Consider the following 20,371-nt stretch of genomic DNA (forward strand, 5'->3'; position numbering starts at 1 on the left):
GGTCCCTGAGTGGCGGCACCGGCCGGGGCCCGGCATGGGCCGCGGCGACACATCGGCCCCGTCGATTGTGGCGACGGGGGACGTGGCCCGGCTCACCGGCGGTGGACACCATGGCGGCAGTCCCCCCACGAGGAGTTCTCATGCCTTCCATCCGACGCCGGCCCGCAGGGGTGCTCGGCGCGGCGACGGCGGTGGCCGCCGTCGTGTGCCTGCTCGGCCCCGCACCAGGCGCCGCCGCGTCCGCCTGCGGCCGTCTCGGCCACATCAAGGTCCCCGGCGCGCAGAGACAGGTGTCCGCCTGCCTGGACGACCTGACCACCTCGGCCACGGTCGCCTCCGGACACTCGGTCGCGGCCGACTGGGCCGGGCTGACCCCGGCCGGCGCGGTCAACCCCACCGGGGTGCCGGGTGCGCAGATCGACGGCTACTTCCCCGACACCTCGACCGGCAACACCACCCGCGGCTGGAACCACGACAGCCAGTTCGTCATCCGGCTGCCGGCACGCTGGAACGGCGGCCTCGTGGTCTCCGGGTCGCCGGGGGTGCGGCGCCAGTACGCCAACGACTTCGCGATCTCCGACTGGGTGCTGTCCCTCGGGTACGCCTACGCCGCCACCGACAAGGGCAACACCGGCGCCGACTTCCACCGGGACGGGAAACGGCCCGGCGACGCCATCGTGGAGTGGAACCACCGGGTCACGCAGCTCACCCGCGCCGCCAAAGCGGTCGTCGCGCAGCGGTACGGCACGGCGCCGCGCCGCACGTACGCGGCCGGCATCTCCAACGGCGGGTACCTGGTGCGGTGGCAGCTGGAGAACCATCCCGAGCTGTACACCGGCGGCGTGGACTGGGAGGGCACGCTGTGGCGCGCCGACGGGCCGAACCTGTTGACCTCGCTGCCGGCGGCGCTGCGGCACTACCCGAAGTACGCGGCCACCGGTGACCCCGCCGCGCACGACGCCATCGTCGCGGCCGGCTTCGCGCCGGGGTCGGAGCCGCTGTGGGACTACCACCACAAGGTGTACTGGGACCTCACGCAGCGCATCTACCGCGAGGAGCTCGACCCCGGCTTCGACGGCGCCACCGAGGCCGGCACGCCGTTCTGCGCCTCCGGCACACCGGCCTGCGACGCCGACTACGACTACGCCGCCAGGCCCGCCGCGGTGCGCCAGGCCGTGCGGCGCATCGAGCTGACCGGCCGCATCGGCCGGCCGCTGATCACCCTGCACGGCACCCTGGACACGCTGCTGCCGATCGGCGAGGACTCCGACGTGTACGCGGGGCTGATCCGCAAGCAGGGCCGCGCCGCGCTGCACCGTTACTACCGCGTCGAGGGCGGCAACCACGTGGACGGGCTGTACGACGCCTTCCCCGGCCTGCTGCGTCCCATCCTGCCGTGCTTCCGCGGCGCCTTCACCGCGCTCGCCACCTGGACCTCCGGCGGTCAGGCCCCGCCGGCCGGGGCCACCCTGCCGCGGCCCACCTCAGGCGACCTGGCCAACACCTGTTCCCTGAGCGCCGGATGAGAGGAAGCGGCCCCGCGAGGGCCGCCGCCTGAACCGGGTCCGGCCGGGGACCGACGGCCGGATCCGGCTGGGGTGCCAGCTTTCCGCGGCGTGGCGCGCCGCGCGACGACACCTCCACCCGGGCCGAGACTACGCGTGGTCGCATCGCGACCCTACGTGTTCGTCTCCCCGAGGAGGACATCACCGTGACAACGATGGATCGGCGCGGATTCACCCGGCTCGCCGGGCTCGGCGCCGCCGGCACCCTCGCCACCGGCCTGGCCGCACCCGCGAGCGCTCTCGCCGGACCGGCCCTGCCGCAGGCCCCCCTGCTCGCGCCGCACGACCCGGCGCGCCGGCGCACCTGCCTGCGCGTCGCGCGGGACCTGCTGCTCGTGGACCGTGACGGCACGGACCTGAAGCTGCGCCAGCTGGAGATCCTGATCGACAAGGGCCTGCCGCGCACCCGCTCCCCCAAGCGGGTCCTCATCGTCGGGGCCGGCATCGCCGGACTGGTGGCCGCCACGCTGCTCAAGCGGGCCGGCCACCGGGTCACCGTCATCGAGGCCAACGGCAACCGCATCGGCGGCCGGATCAAGACCTTCACCACCGGCTTCGCCGACCCCTTGCAGTACGCCGAGGCCGGCGCGATGCGCATCCCCGACTTCCACCCCCTCACCTTGGCGCTCGTCGACAAGCTCGGCATCACGCGCCGGCCGTTCTACAACGTCGACGTGCGGCCCGGCGCCGTGCCGCGTGGCCCGATCCCCCCGGTCGTGTACACGTCCAGGCACGGCGAGGTGTGGCGGTCGGCCCCGCCGCGCGGCACGTTCGAGGCACCCGCGCGGCTCGGCCACACCTGGATCAGGGTCAACGGCGTCCAGCAGCGGCGCGACCGGTACGCGGCGGACCCGCGGCGGGTCAACGCGACGTTCGGCCTGCGTGACCGCAGGACGGCCGCGCGGATCCTGGACGACGCGCTCGACCCGGTGCGCGACCTGTTCTCGGAGGTGCGCGGCGGACACCGCGTGGACAAGCCGCTGCCGGAGCTGATCAAGGGCTGGGCCCGGGTGCTGTACGACTTCGACGGCTACTCGATGCACCGCTTCCTGACCGAGCACGCCAAGCTGAGCGACGCGGCGGTGGACGCGATCGGCACCATCGAGAACCTCACCTCTCGGCTGCCGCTGGCGTTCATGCACACCTTCCTCACCCGCAGCCTGGTCAACCCGGCGGCCACCTACTGGGAGCTCGCCGGAGGCAGCCGCACCCTGCCGTACCGGCTGGAGCCGGGGCTGCACGACGAGATCCACCTGGACCGCAGGGCCGTGCGCATCGAGACCTCCGGCGGCGGGGTGCGCGTCGACACGGTCAGCGAGCGTGGCAGCGACGAGTCGGTGTCCGCGCCGCAGCGGCGCGCCGAGACGTTCCGCGGCGACGTGGCGATCATCACGATCCCGTTCCCGGCGCTGCGGCACGTCGAGATCTCCCCGGCCCTGTCGTACGCCAAGCGCCGCGCGATCATGGAGCTGCACTACGACTCGGCGACCAAGGTGCTGCTGGAGTTCCGCAGGCGCTGGTGGGAGTTCGCCGAGGAGGACTGGAAGCGCGAGCTCGGCTCCCGGTACCGGCCCGGCCCCGCCACGCACGTGACCGGCGGCGGCTCGGTGGCCGACAACGCCAACCGGTTCACCTACTACCCCTCGCACCGGGTGCCGGGGAGCGAGGGCGGGGTGGTGCTGGCGAGCTATGTCTGGGCCGACGACGCCGCGCGCTGGGACTCGATGGACGACCGCGAGCGGTACTCCTACGCGCTGCGCGGCCTTCAGGAGGTGCACGGCGAGAGGATCGCGGAGTTCTACACCGGCCACGGCCAGACGCAGAGCTGGCTGCGCAACCGGTACGCGTTCGGCGAGGCCGCGGTCTTCACGCCGGGGCAGATGACCGAGATCCACCCGGCCGTCCCGGTGGCGGAGGGGCCGCTGCACTTCGCGGGTGAGCACACCTCGCTCAAGCACGCCTGGATCGAGGGCTCACTGGAGTCCGCGGTCCGCGCCGCGCTCGAGGTCTCCTCCTGACACCGGGCCCTCCGCGGCGTACGGGCACCGCACGGTCTCGATCTCGGCGCCGCTCCAGGGTCTCGTCCTGACCCCGGGCCCTCCCCTTTGGTGGCGGACCGGCTCCGCGCCGCCCGGAGCCGCGGCGGCCGGCGCCGCCACCAGTTCCTCCGGGCCGGCAGGGGGGACGGCGTTCCATGTGCGGTACACAGATCGTTCATCATCCGTACCGGATCGGCCAAAGGCGGGGTCTCGGCCTAAGGAACACGCAGGTCAGGTGCTATTTTCAATAGGTATGCCGTACATTTTCGCGCAGGTGGACCGCCTGCGGCCCTCGGGACCGTGGCGACGTACAGCGCTCGCCTGCGGTCGCGCCGGCCGTCCCGGCGCGTCCGCCGGTACCAGTGGGACGCCGGTGGCATGTTGGCAGCCCTGGCTGCGGAAAGCGCTTTCCGTCGTCGGCGGCCGACCACCTTCATGTCCAGCCCGTGAGGTGACCCTATGACGCGGAGATCACCCCCGCGCACCGCACGGCGTCCGGCCTGGCAGGGGCCACGGTCCATCCGTGGCCGTATCACGCTGCTGCTGGGCCTCCTCGCCGTCTTCCTGCTCGTCCCCTCCGGCATCCTGGCCGGCATGATCGCGCGGCAGTCGGTGGTGCAGACCGTCTGGAGAGACGCGCGGGAGCAGGCGTCCGTCACCGCGGCGGCCGACCGCCTCAACCGGCTCACCCCCGAGATCACCTCCACGACACCCGGGATCGACCTCGTCCAGGTGGTCAGCCCGGACCACCGGATCGTCGCGGCCTCCGCCGCCGCCAAGGGGCTGCCCCCGCTCTCCACTGTGTGGCCGAACCCCTCTGACCCCGAGCGCGACATCTGGACATGCACCGACACCCGCGTCGGGTGCGTACGGCTGTCCGCCGAACGCGTCACCACCGAACCCGATTCCCGCGTCGTCTACGCCGGCCGGCCCGCGGCCTCCGACACCTCCACGCGCGCCATCGACTCGCTGTTCGCCACCCAAGGGACCATGTTGCTCTTCCTCGCCGTGGCCACCACGTGGAAGGTCACCGGCCGCACACTGCGGCCGGTGGAGGCCATCCGCGCCGAACTCGCCGCCATCAACGTCAACGACCTCAGCAGCCGCGTGCCGGAACCCGAGGGTGACGACGAGATCGCGCGGCTGGCCCGCACCATCAACAGCACCCTGGCGCGGCTGGAGGCCGCGCGGCTGCGCACCGAGCACGCGCTGAACCAGCAGCGGCGGTTCGCGGCCGACGCCTCCCACGAGCTGCGCACCCCCGTGGCCGGCATCCGGGCCCAACTGGAGGAGGCGCAGCTCCACCCCGAGGAGACCGATCTGGACGACCTGGTGACCCGCACGTTGCGCGACGTGGACCGGTTGCAGGCCATCATCACCGACCTGCTGCTGCTCGCCCGGGTCGGCGCCTCCAGTCCCGAGCTCAGGGAGAGGTCCGACCTCGCGGCCATCGTGCGTACCGAGCTGTCGCGGCACGACGGACGGCCGGGGGTACGGCTGGCGCTGACCCCGGGGGTCCTGATCGACGCCATCCACACGCAGATCGGCCGGGTCGTCACCAACCTGCTGGACAACGCGCAGCGGCACGCCAGGAGCACCGTGCTGGTCGAGGTCCGGCGCGACGGGGATCACGCCGAACTGGTGGTCGACGACGACGGCGAAGGGATCGCGGAAGAGGACAGGGAGCGGGTGTTCGAGCGCTTCACCCGGCTCGACTCGGCGCGCAGCCGTGACCGGGGCGGCACCGGCCTCGGCCTCGCCATCGCCCGTGACGTCGCGTGCGCTCACGGCGGGACCATCGGGGTGTGCGCGTCGCCTCTCGGCGGCGCCAGGCTCATCCTGCGGTTGCCGCTCGCCGCGCCGGAACCCCGCTCCGCCGAGGAGGGAGGAGGAGCGGACGCGCGATCCTCCCCCGTCCATGGCTGATCGCGCTTTACAATGTGGCAAACCCGCAAATTCTTCGATCGTCATGGCGAGGGGACCGGAGCCCGGCCGCGTAGGAGCGGCCCGGCGGGAGAGGAGCGAGGATGGGGCGAGGCCGCGCCAAGGCGAAGCAGGCGAAAGTGGCCCGTCAGCTCAAGTACAGCAGCCACGACCTCGATCTCGATCGGTTGCGCGAGGAGCTGACCACGTCCACCGACCACCGGGTGGACGACGAACTCGACCCCCGCGCCGAGTCCTCTGCCGATCGCTGACGTCCCACGTCGCGGCCGCTCCCCCGCGCGAAGAAGCCGGACCGCTCGCACCACGTCCGGCCGCCGGTCGAACGGTGCGGCCACGTTCTGCCTGTGACACGCCGTAGCCCTCTCGCCGGTGTGGCCGCCGTCCCCGAAGCGGACCAGTCGGTCACCGTTCCGTGAGCAGGTCTTGCCATGTCCAGAGACACCCACGAGATCCCTTTTGTCTGGTTTGCACCATTTTGGGGTAACTGCTAGGGTGGTTTTTGCCCTAGGCATCCAGCCCAAAGCATGGCTTTGCGTACGCGAGCCGCTTTGCGCCCCACATCAGGGCCCGGCGCGGTGACGCGCCACCGCTCACCGACCCCGTGCCGCTCGGCGGCCGGGGAGATCACCTCCGCCGTCCTGACCGGACGGTGCGGAGATCACCGCGCGCCGTTCCCGCCGCGGCCAGTCAGCCGAAATCGCCCCCCCTTGAGTCATCAGCCGGCCAACGCCGGCTGCGAGGAGGTAACGACGTGCGTGAGCGGGTTCGCCGGCTGGGACGCCGGCTGCGGCCTCGGTCGATACGAGGACGCGTGACGGCCCTGGTGGCACTGCTGGCGATGACGCTGCTCGTGCCGTCGGGGCTGCTGGCCGGCATGGTGGCGCGCAAGCAGCTCGCCGACGCGGGCTGGCTGGACGCGCGGCACGCCGCCGACCTGGTGGCCGCCGCGGACCGCTCCGGCCGGCTGGACGAAGGCGACATCTCCCTGCCCGTCCCCGGAGCGCAACTGATCCAGATCGTGGCCCCGGGGGCCCGCGTCATCGCCGCCTCCCCCGCCGCCAAGGGGCTGCCGCCGCTGACAGACGTGTGGCCGACGCCGCAGGCCCCCCAAAGTGACGTGCAGACCTGCGACCAGCCCAGCGTGGGCTGCGTACGGCTGTCGGCGCTGCGCGTGACCGACGACCCCGGCTCGACCGTGGTGTACGCCGGCGGGCCGGTGCGCACGCTCACCTCGACCGGCGTGTTCGACGCCATGTTCGCCATCCAGTCCGTCGTCCTGATCTCCCTGGCGGTCCTGGCCACCTGGAAGATCACCGGCCGGACCCTGCGGCCGGTGGAGGCCATCAGCGCCGAGCTGGCCACCACCAACGTCGGCAACCTCCACACCCGCGTCCCCGAACCCCCCGGCGACGACGAGGTCGCGAGGCTCGCCCGCACCGTCAACGGCACACTGCGGCGCCTGGAGGACGCCAAGGAGCGCATGGAACTGGCGATGACCCAGCAGCGGCGGTTCGCCGCCGACGCCTCGCACGAGCTGCGCACCCCGGTCGCCGGCCTGCGCGCGCAGCTGGAGGAGGCCAAGCTCCACCCCGGCGAGACCGACCTCGGCGATCTGCTCGACCGCACGCTGCGCGACACCGACCGGCTCCAGGCCATCATCACCGACCTGCTCCTGCTCGCCAGGATCGGCGCCGGCGCTCCCGCCGCCATGACCGAGGTGGACCTGGCCGAGGCGGTCCGCACCGAGATCCGGCGGCGCGACGACCGGCTCCCCGTGCAGGTGCGGCTCATCCCCGGGGTCGTCGTGCACGGCGTGGAGACGCAGATCTCCCGCCTGCTGACCAACCTGCTCGACAACGCGCAGCGCCACGCCAGGAACCTGGTCCTGGTGGAGGTGCGCCGCGCGGGGGACTTCGCGGAGCTCAGCGTCGACGACGACGGGGACGGCGTCGCGGAGGCCGACAGGGAGCGCATCTTCGAGCGGTTCACCCGGCTCGACGCCTCCCGCAGCCGCGACCGCGGCGGCACCGGGCTCGGCCTCGCCATCGTCCGCGACATCGCGCGCGCGTACGGCGGCACCGTCACGGCCGGCGTCTCCTGCGCCGGCGGCGCGCGGTTCCTGCTGCGCCTCCCCCTGGCCCCCGGCGGCGTCCCCGTCCCGGCGGCGCAGCCGGCACGGCCGAACTGACGGGCCGCCACTCTCTGTGATGATCTGTTTGCCCTGTCATGAGGTTCATAGCGGGACCCGCCGGAAATCTCGCAGGCAGACGGGGCGATCGAAATGAGGGATGTCGTGGCCAGTGTCGAGACCACGCGGAACAACCGGCAGGCGGAGAAGTCCGTCCCGGCGCCGGCGGGAGTCGGGAAGGTCATCGGGGGGACCAGGAAGAGTGGTGAATCTTCCTCCGCCGAGTCGGAGGAGCGGCTGCGCGACGCACCGGAGACCGAGGACCGCTGGGCCCGGGTGGCGAAGGCTCCGTCGTACGACGAGATGCGGCCGCTCGGACAGCGGGAGACGGCCGGGTTCCCCGTGTACAGGAACCTGGAGGACCGGCTCGCGAACGCGGCCGAGCACCCCGACCCCGCCATCGCGCACGTCATGGCCGTGTGCTCGGCCTACGCCTACTCCGACCCCCACACCCTGTCCATGATCATGGCCAGGATGGGCCTGGAGGACAACCGCGTCGAGATGATCCGCTCGTCCGCGGACGCGATGCTGATCCGGTCCACCGCCTGCATCGTGCGCGGCGCGCACGGCCGGGCCGCGATCCTGTGCTACCGGGGCACCGACCCGCTGGACTTCGCGCACTGGGTGAGCAACATCGACGTCGAGCCCGAGCGGATCGGCTACCAGGCCGGTGACCCGTGCGCCACGGTGCACGCCGGGATCTACCGCAACGTGCGCGCCACCCGGTACGAGGTCGTGAACGCGCTGCGTCACACCGCGCACGCCGGGGACGGCACGGGGACGGCCGGCGGCGAGGCGCTGTACGTCACCGGGCACAGCATGGGTGGCGCCATGGCGGCGCTGATGACCGTGATGATGCGGCACGAGCGCCGGTACCGGGAGGCGATCGGCGAGCGGATCAAGGCGGTCTACACCTTCGGCCAGCCGATGATCGGGGACCCGGCGTTCGCGCGGGCCTGCGAGGCCGACGAGTTCCTGCGCGACAAGGTGATCAGGTACACCTACGACTGCGACGTGGTCCCGCACCTCCCCTCCACGGCCAACGGCCCGTTCCGGCACTTCGGCCGCGAACGGCACTACAGCGTCCCGCACCTGCGCGACGGCCTGCTCGGCATGCTGGCCCCCTCCCTGCGCACCGCGCGCACCGGGAGATGGGAGGAGCGCCGCGACCCGTCCCGGCAGATGGCGGGTCTCGCCGGCATCCCGCTGGCCGCGATGGCGTACCTGACCCGGCGGCTGCACGCCACCCGTGCGCTCCCCGCCGTGTACTCCATCGACGACCACCTGCCCCAGCACTACATCTCCGCACTGACCCCACCGGGTGTCCGCGACGAGTTCGGCGACTGACCGCACCCGGACAGCCGCGCCACCGCTGTCTCGTCCCGGGCCCCGGCACCACCGTCCACGGCGGTGCCGGGGCCCGTCGCTTGCGCGCCTCAGTGAGCGAATGATCATTTTCCGTTACCCTGGGAGTGCTCGACGATCCCGCGCTTAGAGGAGGAATGCCATGCGACGCGCCCTGACCAGCCTCGGGCTCCTGTTCGCCGCCGCCCCCCTGATGGCCGCGACCACCCAGCCCGCGACCGCGGCCACCGGAACCGTCGCCCTGCGTGCGGACGGCACGCTGGTCGTCACGTTCGTCAACCCCAAGCCGGGCTGCTACGAGCTTCCCGAGTTCTCCCTGCTGAGCCGGGTGTCCCTGGACAACAAGACCGACGCCGACGTCGTGCTCCACTCCGGCGCCGGCTGCAAGCGGGGCCTGCTGCGGGCCGCCACCAGGGTCCGCGCGGGAGCAACCCGCGAGCGCACCCTGACCGGCACCTACAGCCTGAGTGTGCGTCCCGGTCCTCTCATCGTCTCCGCACCGGCTCCCCGGCCCTGACCGTGTGAGGCGTCGGCACGGCCGGCCCTCGCGCCGGCCGCCGGGGACGCGGCCGGAAAATGTCGGTGGCGCCTGGAAGTCTGGCGTGCAGCACGACGGTGGCGGACGCCGCCGTCGCGCCTACCCCCGCACGCCTTATGAGGAGCCGTCATGCTCACCACCGATTTCGTCCCCGGCGCGCCGAACTGGATCGACCTCAGCACCACCGACGTCGACGGCGCCGCCGCGTTCTACCGGTCCCTGCTCGGGTGGGAGTTCCGGTCCGCCGGCCCGGAGGCCGGGGGGTACGGCTTCCTCCAGCTCGACGGCAGGACGGTCGCGGCGCTCGGCCCTGCCGACGACGGGCAGGCGCCGGTGTGGACGATCTATTTCATGACGCCTGACGCCGAGGCGACCGGCAAGGCGGTCGAGCAGGCGGGTGGCACGCTGCGAGTCCCGGCCTTCGACGTGCCCGGCGCGGGCCGCATGGCCGCGTGCACCGACACCGGCGGCGCCGCCTTCTCGGTGTGGCAGCCCGGCGGCGTCGCCGGCCTGGACCTCGTCACCGTCCCCGGCTCCCTCGCCTGGGCCGAGCTGTACGTCCCCGTGCCGGACGACGTGCGGTCCTTCTACCGCGACGCGCTCGGCTGGACCTTCGACGACATGCCGTTCGGCGAGATGACCTACATCGTCGCCTCGACCGCCGACGCGCAGCATCCCGGCCTCGGCGGCATCATGCCCCTCCAGCCCGGCGACACCCCCCACTGGCTGCCCTATTTCGAGGTCTCCGACTGTGACGCCACGCTGGCCCGTGCCGAGCGGCTCGGCGGACGCGTCCTGTCCCCCGTGATGGGTGCCGACGGCGTCGGCCGTTTCGCCGAGCTCACCGACCCGCACGGCGCTCGCTTCGCCGTGATCACGAGCGCCGACGCCTGACCGCACGGGCTCCGGCACCCGCCGCCGTACAAATCAGGGCGAAACCACATATATGCCGGTAAATATCGCCGGATAATTCACCGGAATTTCGCTCCAAGCCGTAACAGAGCCACTCATCTCGCCATTCGCCGATTTAGACTCCTTTTGCTGTTCATGGGAACAGGAATCTGAAAGGCGGTCGCGGCATTGCGGCGAACCAAGATCCGCGTGGCACTTGTCACGGTTTTCTGCTTACTTCTCCTGGGGCACGCGCAGGCGGCGACCGCCGCCACGGCGAGCGGCCGTGTCCCCGACGATATGAACCAAGACATCAAGACCGCGGTGTACGCGGTGAACCGGTACTGGGCCGCGCACTGGCGGCAGTATTTCCCCGGCTACTACCGGCCGCCTTACGTGCTCGGCGCCTACGGCGGCGGGCTGCGCGCGGCACCGGTCTGCGGCAACAGCAGGGTGGCTTACGACAACGCGGTGTACTGCCCCTACGGTGACTACATCGCGTGGGACATCACGCTGATGGCCGGCGGGTACCGCGCCGGCGACGCGTGGGTCTACCTCATCATCGCGCACGAATGGGCTCACGCCGTGCAGAACCGCATTCCCTCACGATTCGTGCCGGCCGCCAAGGAACTCCAGGCCGACTGCCTCGCCGGCGCGGTCCTGTCCGGCGCCGCCAGGGACAGGACATTGGTGTTCGAGGACGGCGACGTCGGCGAACTCCGCGCCGCGCTACGCGCACTGGCCGACGACACCCCGTGGACCGACACCGGCGACCACGGCAACGCACGCCAGCGCGTGAACGCGTTCACCTACGGGACCCGCCACGGCGTGCGCGGGTGTCTGGCGTAGGAGCGGAACGGCACCTGCGGCGCGCGCGGTCAGGGAACGGCCGAGCCGCCGCCGCGTGAGCAGGTCCCGGACCCGCTCGGTGCCGTCGTTCCCGCTGGTGACGGCGACGGGGGCGCCGCCGAGCCTGCCGGCAGCGACGGCCCACACGGTGCCTTTGTGCCGGTGAGCGGCGCGCCGTACGGCTCGGCGTCGCCGAGGGTCCACACCCGTGCGGTGCTTTCCAGGCTGATGGTGGCGCCGGCGGTCTATGCCGGGAACAACCTTGGATGTCCGTCGTTCGAATGTTCCCCGGACGCCGCCGTGCCGCCGGCGCGACACCGACGGGCCTCCTGTCGTGCCGGCTGGATGCCTCGTGCGGTTCACTCAGGATCGCCGTCCCGTGCGGCGGCGCACGAGCCACCATCCGGCGGCGGCGAACATCGCGACCGCGACGGCGATCACCGGGAAGGTCCAGGCGGGGGCCGGGCCGCCACCGGCGACGGGGGTCGCGGTGAGCGAGGACGGCTCGGGGCTCTGCTCCGGGGACGCGGGGGTCTCGCCGGGGGACGGCGGAGCGGCGGGTGAAGCGGCCTGGTCCTCGGGACGTCCGGGGGTGCCGAGTGCGGTGAGGAGGTCGGCAGGCAAGGGGGACCCGGCGGGGACGCCGTCGGCGGGCCGCAGGGGGCCGGTGCCGGGTCGTACCTGCTGGTTTCCCGCGCACAGCGAGGTGGTCAGGTCGACGCCGGGGTCGACGGCCAGGAGCCCGGACGGGCCGGAGGCGGCGAAGACCAGGTAGCGGCGGCCGGTCTCGAAGTTCACGCCGCACGCCGCGCTGTCCCGGTTGGTGGCGACCTGGAACGTCGCCGTGGCCCGGCCCTTGTACACCTGGTCGGCCTGGAAGGTGAAGACGACCGGCGGCGTGATCCCCTCCGGCCCGCCGCCGATCTCACGGGAGGTCACGACCGTCCCGGTGAAGACCGCCGCGGCCTCCCGCATCTGGGCCGCCGGCTTGAGCGGCGCGCACGAACAGGCGCACGCCGTCCCCGGCGCGACGGCCAGCGCGGCGGTGACGAGCAGGATCACGATGACGGCACGCGACTTCATGCCCCCATCACGTATCACAGGGCCCATCGGTTCGACCCTCCGCCACTCTGCCGGAGGGTGCTCACGTGACACGCCGGGTCACGGTGCCGCCGTCCCGGCCGGAGGATCGCGACGTCCTCGCCTCCTCGTCACCCGGCCGCGGCCCGGGACCGTGACACCCCGGCTCACGGGGCCGGCGTCCCGGCCCCGATAATCGGGTCGTGCTCACCCCCATTTCCCCCGTCGTCGCGGTCGGCGCCATGCGGACCACCGGTCAGCCGAGGCTGCATGCCGGGGAGCTCGTGCTCCGGCCCTGGAACGCCGACGACGTCGCGGTGGTGGTGGAGGCGTTCCGGGATCCGGCGATCCAGTTGTGGAACCTCGAAGGGGAGCTCGGCGAGGACCAGGCGGCGCGGCTCATCGGGGTGTGGCAGGCGCGGTGGCGGCTGGAGACGGGGGCCTCGTGGGCCGTCACCGAGCAGGGGGTGGTGCTCGGACGGGTGGGGTTGCGCACCGTCGACCTGGCGCTCGGGATCGGCGAGGTGGCGTACTGGACGCTGCCGGCCGCACGGAGGCGAGGGGTCACGGCGCGCGCGGTGAGCGAGCTGGCCCGGTGGGCTCTGGACGACCTCGGGCTGCACCGGCTGGAGCTGCGGCACTCCATGGCCAACGTCGCGTCCTGCCGGGTGGCCGGACGCGCGGGCTTCACGGCCGAAGGCGTGCTGCGCAGCGCGCTGCTGCACGCCGACGGCTGGCACGACATGCACATCCACGGCCTGGTCCGCTGACGCGGGGCCCGGCACGTGCGGAACGGTCTGTCCGGGGGTCCGCGGCCGGGGTAGGGTTTCGGGCTTGAACGTCCTCCGCTTCAGGGTGCTCGGGCCTGTGGCCGTGACGCTGGCCCTGCTCGCGCTGGTGGCGCCTGGTCCCGCCGTCCAGGAGACGGCACCGGCGCCGCGGCTGTGCGACGAGCGGCCGGCGACGCCGCCACCCGGCGTTCCCGAGGGGCCCGCCGTGGTCGGTGACGGGCACACCGACATCACGGCGGTGGCGTTCGGGACGCTCGGGACGCGGACGGTGGCGGTCAGTTCGGGCAGGGAAGGCACGCTGCGGGTCTGGGACGTGCCGTCGCTGGCGCCGGCCGGGAAGCCGGTCGAGGTGGGTCGCGGCCTGAGCGTCATCGCGTCACGAAGGTTCGGCGGTGAGAAGCTCTCCGTGGCGCCGGACCGCGAGCAGGTCGCACGGCTCGGCGGCCGGCCCACCCGCGTGACGGCCGGTGACGAGCTCGTGCTGACCGACGTGGCGACCGGACGCCGGGTGGGACCGCGGATCCCGCTCGGGGAGGACAACGGGGTCAACGGGCTGGTGGTGCTGGACGTCGGCGGCCGGCCCACGGCGGTGGTGAACGACGACGGCGGGGACGAGAACGAGCCGGGCCCCGACCCGCTGCGGTTCTTCGACCTGCGCACCGGCCGACGGCTCGGCGGCATCACCGGTGACTTCTCCACGGTGCGCGCGGTGTCCCTGCGCGGCCGCGTCGCGCTGCTCACGGTGGACCAGCCCGTGGACGACGCGGGGACCGCCTCGGGGACGATCACGCTGTGGGACCCGGAGAGCCGCCGCCGGCTCGCGGTCATCCCCGGCCCGGACCTCCCCGCGTCGGGTGGCCGGATCATGTCCCGTGGCCAGCACGTGGCCACCGCGTCCGTCGGCGGTCACGCGTACGCGCTGGCCGGCGGCGCCGACGACACCCTGCGGCTGTGGGACCTGGACGAGGCACGGCTGGTGGCGTCCGTCACGCCGGAGGGTCACACCGACGAGATCACGGGGGTGGCCACGACCGGCGGCGGGTCCGGCCCGCCGTTCGCCGTCACCGGCGGGACCGACGGCCGGATCGTCGTCTGGGACCTCGCGGCCGGCCGGCGGTCCGGCCCGGTGATGACGCACCCCGATGGCCCGGTGGTCCTCGTCGCCACCGGACGGATCGGCGGACGCCAGGTCGTCGCGAGCAGCGGCGGCGGCGTGCTGCGCCTGTGGGACCTGGCCACCCGCACCGGGATCGGCGAGCCGATCCCGGTGGGTGAGACGGCCGTGGTCGCCGCGTACGGCGGACGCATGCTGCTGCTCGAGACCAGAGGCGGCCGTACCCGGGTGACGGATCTCGCCACCCGGGCCGCCACCGGCACGCCGGTGGCCGTCGCCGCCACTTCGCCGGGCCGCTACCTGCTGATGGACCTGGACGGCAGGACGGCGGTGGTGGAGGTGCGGCGGCGGTCGCGCGTGTCGGATCTGGCGACGGGAAGGCGTCTGCGCACCGTGCTCAAGGCCGGCGGCGAGGACGCGTTCACCTCCGGCCGCCTGCGCTGCGCTCCTGTGGTGCTGTCCGGACGCGGCGACGCGGTGCACGTCTGGGACCCTCGCACCGGTGCGGAGGTCGCGGCCCCGCTGCGCGGCCACCGCAAGGGTGTCCAGAGTGTCCTGTACGGCAGGCTCGGTGACCGGCCGGTCGCGGTCACGATGGCGGGGGACGGCGTGGTCCGGCTGTGGGACCTCACCGGTCCCGCCGTGCTCGGCACGGTGGACACCGGCCGCGCCTACGTGCGGCTGGCTCTCGGCGTGGTGGGGGGCCGTACCGTGCTGGTCGCGGCCGGCCGCGACGAGCAAGTCCGCACCTGGGACCTCGGCCCCGCGCCGGTGTGATCAGCGGGCTTTGGCCTCCTCGGGGAGGTCCAGGTACGCGCCGACGCGGTCGAACGCGCCGGACCACACCTCGTGCGTGAAGAAGTCGCGTTCCTCGACGGTGCGCAGGCCGCTCTGGGTGACGACCATGCGGGTCTTGCCGTCCATGTCCTCGAACTGGATCTCGATGGTGGTGTCCAGGCGGTCGCCGTCCGGGGTCCAGCCGGTGGAGCTCATCACCAGGCGGCGTGGCCGGTCGACGACCTGGAAGACGTTGCGCTCGCGGAACGGCTTGTCGGGGTCGCCCCAGGCGAGCACCCACTCGCCGCCGACGCGGGGGTCGCACTCGGCCTCGACGAAGCCGTGCGCGGGGTGGCCGTTGGCGTCGATGGTGAACCAGACCTTCTGCGCCTCGGCGTCGGTGAACGCGTCGAAGACGGCCTCCGGCGGGTGGTCGAAGAGACGCTCGACGGTCAGCTGGTGACTCATTGGGGGTTTCCCTTCTCGCTGTTCTTGGTGCTCTTGCCGTCCAGGTAGGCCTCCAGGCCGTCGAGCCTGCGTTCCCACTGGCGGCGGTAGATGTCGATCCATTCCACGGCGTCCTCCAGGCGTCCGGGACCGAGGCGGCACGTGCGCACCCGGCCGGCCTTCTCGGTGGTGACCAGCCGCGCGTCCTCGAGCACCTGGATGTGCTTCTTGAGCCCGGTCAGGGTCATGCCGAACGGTTCGGCCAGCTCGGTGACGGAGGCCGGACCGCCACCGAGCCTGACGAGGATCTCGCGCCTCGTCGGGTCCGACAGGGCGGCGAACGTGCGATCGAGCAAAGACTGAACCATGTGGTTCACTATAGGCCGTCACCTGCGGAGCAGTCAACGGTTCCGGTGAACGGCGGCCAGGCGGGGACGTGGCGGCGGGGATGCCTGTCCAGCCGTGTCCAGGATCGGGGGCAGGCGACGGCGGAGGTGTTCACCATGTGAGGCAAGCCGGTGTGCGGCCCGCGCCGAGGCGCGGTTCGCCGGTGCCGGACGGATGAACGACTGGTGCCTGACCCACTCGAAAGGTTCATCGCGGACGTGAAGCGAAAGACGATCACGCGGCTCGTGCTCGGGGCCGCACTCGCGGCGGGAGTCGTGGGGGGTGCCGCCGGACCGGCGTCGGCGGACACGCGGTTACCGGCGCCGGCGAACGTGCAGGCCCTGCATGTGTCGGACACCGGCGCGGATCTGCAGTGGCTGCGGAACGGCGCGTCGGCACAGGACGTCGTGGAGATCAAGAACGGGACGGTGTGGCGGGAGTACGCCAGGGGCCTGTACGGCCAGCTGCTGCTCACCGGGCTGACGCCGGGGGCCACGTACACCTTCCGGGTCTACTCGATCCCGGTGGCGGGGCTCGGGTACGTCACCAGCGACCGTTCCGCGCCGGTGTCGTTCACGACGCTGCCCGGGCCGGACACCGTGCCGCCGGCGACCCCGGCGGCGCCGACCTTCAGCTCCGTCACCACGACGACGGCCGACGTGTTCTGGCCGGAGACCACCGACAACGTGCAGGTCACCGGGTACCACCTGCAGCAACTGGCCGGCGGCACGTGGACGACGATCCGCACGGTGGGGCCGGCCGCGCGGTTCCAGACGGTGACCGGGCTGTCCCCCGGCACGTCCTACGACTTCGCGGTGATCGCCTTCGACGCGCGCGGCAACCAGTCGGCCCGTTCGGCGACCGGCGTGCTGACCACCCTGGCCACCACCTCGGTGCCGGTGTGCACCGTGCAGATCATCACGTACAACCCGGGCTTCACGGCGAACGTGAACGTCGTGAACACCACCGTCGCGCCGGTCACCGGCTGGACCGTCGGATTCACGCTGCCGGCCACGGCCACCGTGAACAACGTGTTCAACGGCGTGCTGACCCGCGACGGCGCGAACGGCACGCTCACCCCCCGGTCGTACACCACCACCATCGGCCCCGGCGGCCGCCTGTCGGTCGGTTTCACCGGCTCGGCCGTCCCGTTCACCCCGCCGAGCGCGTTCACGTTCAACGGGGTCCCCTGCACGTCGTGACGTGACACCGGCCCGCGCCGTCTCCCGCACGGGCCGCACGTCACGGCCCCGGACGGCCCGCATTCGCGTGCGGGCCGTCCGGCATGGTTTCCTTCCCCCATCGACGGTCGTCCCCCCGGGCCCGAGGGGCCCTCATCTGACGTGGCGGCGTGGCGCGCCGGCGAGGTCCGCACCGTGGCGGACCTCGCGCGTGTCCTGCGTGAGCTGCGCCGTCGTCATGCGCGCAGGCAGGGCAGGCCGGAGCCGACCTATCGCGAGCTGGCCGCCGCCACCGGGTGGTCGCACGGCATCATCGGGGAGTACCTGTCGGGCCGCATCCTGCCGCCGACCGAGCGTTTCGACATCCTGATCGGGCTGCTCGGCGCGAGTCCCGCCGAGATGGGTGCCCTCGCCACGGCGCGGGACCAGGTGGAGGAGAACCGCAGGGCCGCGGCCCCGGAGCAGGGCCCGGTGCCGCGGCAGCTCCCGCTGGACGTGTTCGGCTTCACCGGCCGCGCCGCTCAGCTCGCCGAGCTGGACGCCGCGCTCGCCGCCGGCGAGCGCCGGCCGGCGGTGGTGATCTCCGCGGTGGCGGGGACGGCGGGGGTCGGCAAGACCGCGCTCGCGGTGCACTGGTCGCACCGGGTGGCCAGGCGATTCCCCGGCGGCCAGCTCTACATGGACCTGCGCGGGTACGACCCCGGCAGCCCGGTGACCGCCGCCGACGCGCTGGCGGCCTTCCTGCGCGCGCTCGGCGTGCGGCCGGCCGACATCCCCGAGGACCTCGACGAGCGGGCCGCGCGTTACCGCACGCTGCTGGCCGGACGCCGCGTGCTTGTGGTGCTGGACAACGCGCACGGCGCCGACCACGTGCGTCCGCTCCTGCCGGGCTCGGCGTCGTGCATGGTGGTGGTGACCAGCCGGGACGCGCTGACGGGGCTGGTGGCGCGTGAAGGCGCGCTGCGCATCGACCTCACCACCCTCACCGCGGCCGAGGCGGCCGGCCTGCTGCGCGGCCTCATCGGGCCCCGGGTGGACGAGACGCCTGACGACGCGGCGGCGCTCGCCGAGGCGTGCGCGCGGCTGCCGCTCGCGCTGCGCGTCGCCGCCGAGATGGCCACGTCACGGCCCACGGCGCCGCTGTCGGAGCTGGTGGCAGAGCTGCGCGACGAGGCGCGCCGCCTGGACCTGCTGGACGCCGCGGGGGACACGCGCACGGCGGTGCGGTCGGTGTTCTCGTGGTCCCACCGGCACCTGAGCGGCGAGGCGGCCCGCCTGTTCGACCTGCTCGGCCTGCATCCGGGCCGCGAGTTCGACATGTACGGCGCCGCCGCGCTGGCGGGGACCGGGACGGCACGCGCGGCGGCGCTGCTCGACGAGCTGGCACGCGGTCACCTAATCGAGCAGGCGGGCCCCGGCAGGTACGCCATGCACGACCTGCTGCGGGCCTTCGCGGTGGAGCGCGCCACCGGCGGCGATGAGCCGCTGACCCGGCTGTTCGATCACTACCTGAGCACCGCCGCGGCGGCCATGGACACGTTGTACCCCTACGAGCGCGGCCGGCCGGCGGTGCCGCCGCCGCGCACCCCCGGCCCGCCGGTCGGCGACGCCGATCAGGCGTCCCGCTGGCTGGAGCGGGAACGGCCCGCGCTGGTCGCGGTGGCCGTGCACGCCGCGCGGCACGGCCGGCCGCGGCACGCCGTCGATCTGTCCCGCGTCCTGTGGCGCCACCTGGAGGTGCACTGCCACTCCACCGAGGCGCTGACGCTGCACGGCGCCGCGGCCGAGGCGGCGCTCGCCACCGGTCACGGCGTCGCCGGAGTGCTGACCAACCTCGGCGCCGTCCACTGGTGGCTCGGCGACCACCACCAGGCGGGTGCCACGTTCGAGCAGGCCCTGGCGAGCGCACGGCGCGAAGGCGACGCCGAGGGTGAGGCGCGGGTGCTCGGCCGGCTCGGCCTGGTGCACGAGCGGCTCGGCGACCTCGACCGGTCCCTGGCGGTCATGCGCGCCGCGCTCGCGGTCTTCGAGCGGACGGGGAACCGCCACGCGCAGGGCACGCAGTTCGTCAACATCGGCATCATGTGCCGGCGGCTCGGCCGGTACGAGGAGGCGGCGGCGTACCAGACGCGGGCCGCCGAGGTGTTCACCGAGCTCGGGGACCGGCGGCTGCGGGGGTACGCGCTCGGCAACCTCGGCGCGCTGGACAACCTGCTCGGCCGGTACGCCGAAGCGCTGGAGCATCTCGGCCGGTCGCTCGCCGACTGCCGCGCGGCCCGCGACCCCGGCGGCGAGGGCAGCGCGATCGGCACGACCGGCGCGGTGTACCTGCGGCTCGGCCGGCACGCGGAGGCCCTGGACCACCTGCACCGCGCGCTCGCCATCAGCCGCGAGACGGCCGACCGCAACCTTGAGGTGGAGACGCTCAACACGCTCGGCGAGACGCTGAGCGCCATGGGACAGCCCGGCGCCGCGCTCACCCGGCACCGCGCCGCGCTGACGCTGGCCGAGCGGACCGGGGACCGGTACGAGCACGCACGCGCGACGGACGGGATCGCGCACGTCCTGGCCCGCACCGGCCACGAGGCGGAGGCCCGTGAGCACTGGCGCGCCGCGCTCGCGACCTACCGCAGCCTCGGTGTGCCGGATGCGGACCGGGTGCCGGCCGGCCTCGGCGACCCGCCGCCTGCTACGCCTTGACCTCGCGCAGCCGTCCGGTCTCGACCTCGTAGACGAAGCCGCGGACCGAGCCCTTCTCGGGGATGAACGGGTCGGCCCTGACGCGCGCGATCGACTGCAGGACGTCCTCCTCCAGGTCGGGGAACGCCTCGGCCGGCCAGTCGGGCTTGATGCCGACCTCGGCGCGGATGCTCTCCTTGAAGCCGTCGTCGGTGAACGTGAGCATGCCGCAGTCGGTGTGGTGGATCAGGATGATCTCGCGGGTGCCGAGCAGCCGCTGGCTGATGGCGAGGCTGCGCCGCTCGTCGGCGGTGATCACGCCACCGGCGTTCCGGATGACGTGCGCGTCGCCTTCGGCCAGCCCGAGCAGCCCGTAGACGTTCAGCCGCGCGTCCATGCAGGCCACGACGGCCACCCCCGTGGCCGGTGGCAGCGGCAGGTGCCCCTTGTCGAAGGTCTCGGCGTAACGCTCGGCGTTGGCGAGCAACTCGTCGGTGACGCTCATGTGGTCTCCCCTTCCCCTCACCTTCACCCTT

17 protein-coding genes are annotated in these 20,371 nt (G+C 73.2%); 13 read left to right on the top strand and 4 right to left on the bottom strand.

Going from position 1 to position 20,371, the window contains the following annotated elements; translation table 11 throughout:
- Positions 1–140 precede the first annotated feature (140 nt).
- The 9 genes from BJ992_RS17505 (at position 141) to BJ992_RS17545 (ending at position 11,379) form a co-directional block, all read left to right on the top strand.
- Positions 141–1,526, top strand: a complete 1,386-nt coding sequence (locus BJ992_RS17505) for a tannase/feruloyl esterase family alpha/beta hydrolase (protein ID WP_246496683.1) — start codon at positions 141–143, stop codon at positions 1,524–1,526.
- Positions 1,527–1,720: 194 nt separating this feature from the next.
- The gene (locus BJ992_RS17510; RefSeq protein WP_184982317.1) at positions 1,721–3,583 is read left to right on the top strand and encodes a flavin monoamine oxidase family protein; all 1,863 of its coding nucleotides are present in this window, start codon (positions 1,721–1,723) and stop codon (positions 3,581–3,583) included.
- Between the two features lie 480 nt (positions 3,584–4,063).
- Positions 4,064–5,530: a sensor histidine kinase gene (locus BJ992_RS17515; RefSeq protein ID WP_184982319.1), complete on the top strand. Its 1,467-nt coding sequence runs from the start codon at positions 4,064–4,066 to the stop codon at positions 5,528–5,530.
- A 101-nt stretch (positions 5,531–5,631) separates the two neighbouring features.
- Positions 5,632–5,799, top strand: a complete 168-nt coding sequence (locus BJ992_RS17520; protein ID WP_184982321.1) for a DUF3073 family protein — start codon at positions 5,632–5,634, stop codon at positions 5,797–5,799.
- A 560-nt stretch (positions 5,800–6,359) separates the two neighbouring features.
- On the top strand, positions 6,360–7,736 hold the full coding sequence (locus tag BJ992_RS17525) for a sensor histidine kinase (RefSeq protein ID WP_343072714.1): 1,377 nt from the start codon (positions 6,360–6,362) through the stop codon (positions 7,734–7,736).
- 105 nt (positions 7,737–7,841) lie between these two features.
- Positions 7,842–9,083 carry a lipase family protein gene (locus tag BJ992_RS17530; RefSeq protein WP_184982323.1) on the top strand — a complete coding sequence of 414 codons (1,242 nt, stop codon included), beginning with the start codon at positions 7,842–7,844 and terminating at the stop codon, positions 9,081–9,083.
- Between the two features lie 160 nt (positions 9,084–9,243).
- The gene (locus BJ992_RS17535) at positions 9,244–9,618 is read left to right on the top strand and encodes a hypothetical protein (protein WP_184982325.1); all 375 of its coding nucleotides are present in this window, start codon (positions 9,244–9,246) and stop codon (positions 9,616–9,618) included.
- Positions 9,619–9,768: 150 nt separating this feature from the next.
- Positions 9,769–10,533, top strand: coding sequence for a VOC family protein (locus BJ992_RS17540; protein ID WP_184982327.1), 765 nt, complete (start codon positions 9,769–9,771; stop codon positions 10,531–10,533).
- A 207-nt stretch (positions 10,534–10,740) separates the two neighbouring features.
- Positions 10,741–11,379 carry a neutral zinc metallopeptidase gene (locus tag BJ992_RS17545; protein WP_184982329.1) on the top strand — a complete coding sequence of 213 codons (639 nt, stop codon included), beginning with the start codon at positions 10,741–10,743 and terminating at the stop codon, positions 11,377–11,379.
- 363 nt (positions 11,380–11,742) lie between these two features.
- Here BJ992_RS17545 and BJ992_RS17550 read toward each other — a convergent pair whose 3' ends face one another.
- Complete coding sequence (locus BJ992_RS17550; protein ID WP_184982331.1) at positions 11,743–12,462, bottom strand: hypothetical protein; 720 nt, start codon at positions 12,460–12,462, stop codon at positions 11,743–11,745.
- Between the two features lie 200 nt (positions 12,463–12,662).
- On the opposite strand from BJ992_RS17550, the gene BJ992_RS17555 reads away from it, so the two are divergent.
- Entirely contained in the window at positions 12,663–13,229 is a 567-nt protein-coding gene (locus BJ992_RS17555; RefSeq protein ID WP_343072715.1) for a GNAT family N-acetyltransferase, read from the top strand.
- Positions 13,230–13,293: 64 nt separating this feature from the next.
- Positions 13,294–15,141: a WD40 repeat domain-containing protein gene (locus BJ992_RS17560; protein WP_184982333.1), complete on the top strand. Its 1,848-nt coding sequence runs from the start codon at positions 13,294–13,296 to the stop codon at positions 15,139–15,141.
- On the opposite strand, the gene BJ992_RS17565 is transcribed toward BJ992_RS17560, so the two are convergent.
- Together BJ992_RS17565 and BJ992_RS17570 are read right to left on the bottom strand one after the other, a co-directional pair.
- Entirely contained in the window at positions 15,142–15,609 is a 468-nt protein-coding gene (locus tag BJ992_RS17565) for an SRPBCC family protein (protein ID WP_184982335.1), read from the bottom strand.
- On the bottom strand, positions 15,606–15,956 hold the full coding sequence (locus BJ992_RS17570; protein ID WP_184982337.1) for an ArsR/SmtB family transcription factor: 351 nt from the start codon (positions 15,954–15,956) through the stop codon (positions 15,606–15,608). Before BJ992_RS17570 ends, BJ992_RS17565 begins: the two co-directional genes overlap by 4 nt.
- A 237-nt stretch (positions 15,957–16,193) precedes the next feature.
- Here BJ992_RS17570 and BJ992_RS34305 point away from each other — a divergent pair, with 237 nt between their 5' ends.
- A complete protein-coding gene (locus tag BJ992_RS34305; RefSeq protein ID WP_184982340.1) occupies positions 16,194–17,177 on the top strand; it encodes a cellulose binding domain-containing protein in 984 nt (327 codons plus the stop codon).
- 141 nt (positions 17,178–17,318) lie between these two features.
- Entirely contained in the window at positions 17,319–19,856 is a 2,538-nt protein-coding gene (locus BJ992_RS17580; RefSeq protein ID WP_184982341.1) for a tetratricopeptide repeat protein, read from the top strand.
- Here the strand turns inward: BJ992_RS17580 and BJ992_RS17585 are convergent.
- Positions 19,846–20,340 (bottom strand): beta-class carbonic anhydrase, encoded by a 495-nt coding sequence (locus tag BJ992_RS17585; RefSeq protein ID WP_184982343.1) that lies wholly within the window; start codon positions 20,338–20,340, stop codon positions 19,846–19,848. The two genes, BJ992_RS17580 and BJ992_RS17585, sit on opposite strands and share 11 nt — an antisense overlap.
- Between the last annotated feature and the right edge of the window lie 31 nt (positions 20,341–20,371).

Origin of the sequence: Sphaerisporangium rubeum, assembly GCF_014207705.1 — a bacterium.
Taxonomy (GTDB): domain Bacteria; phylum Actinomycetota; class Actinomycetes; order Streptosporangiales; family Streptosporangiaceae; genus Sphaerisporangium; species Sphaerisporangium rubeum.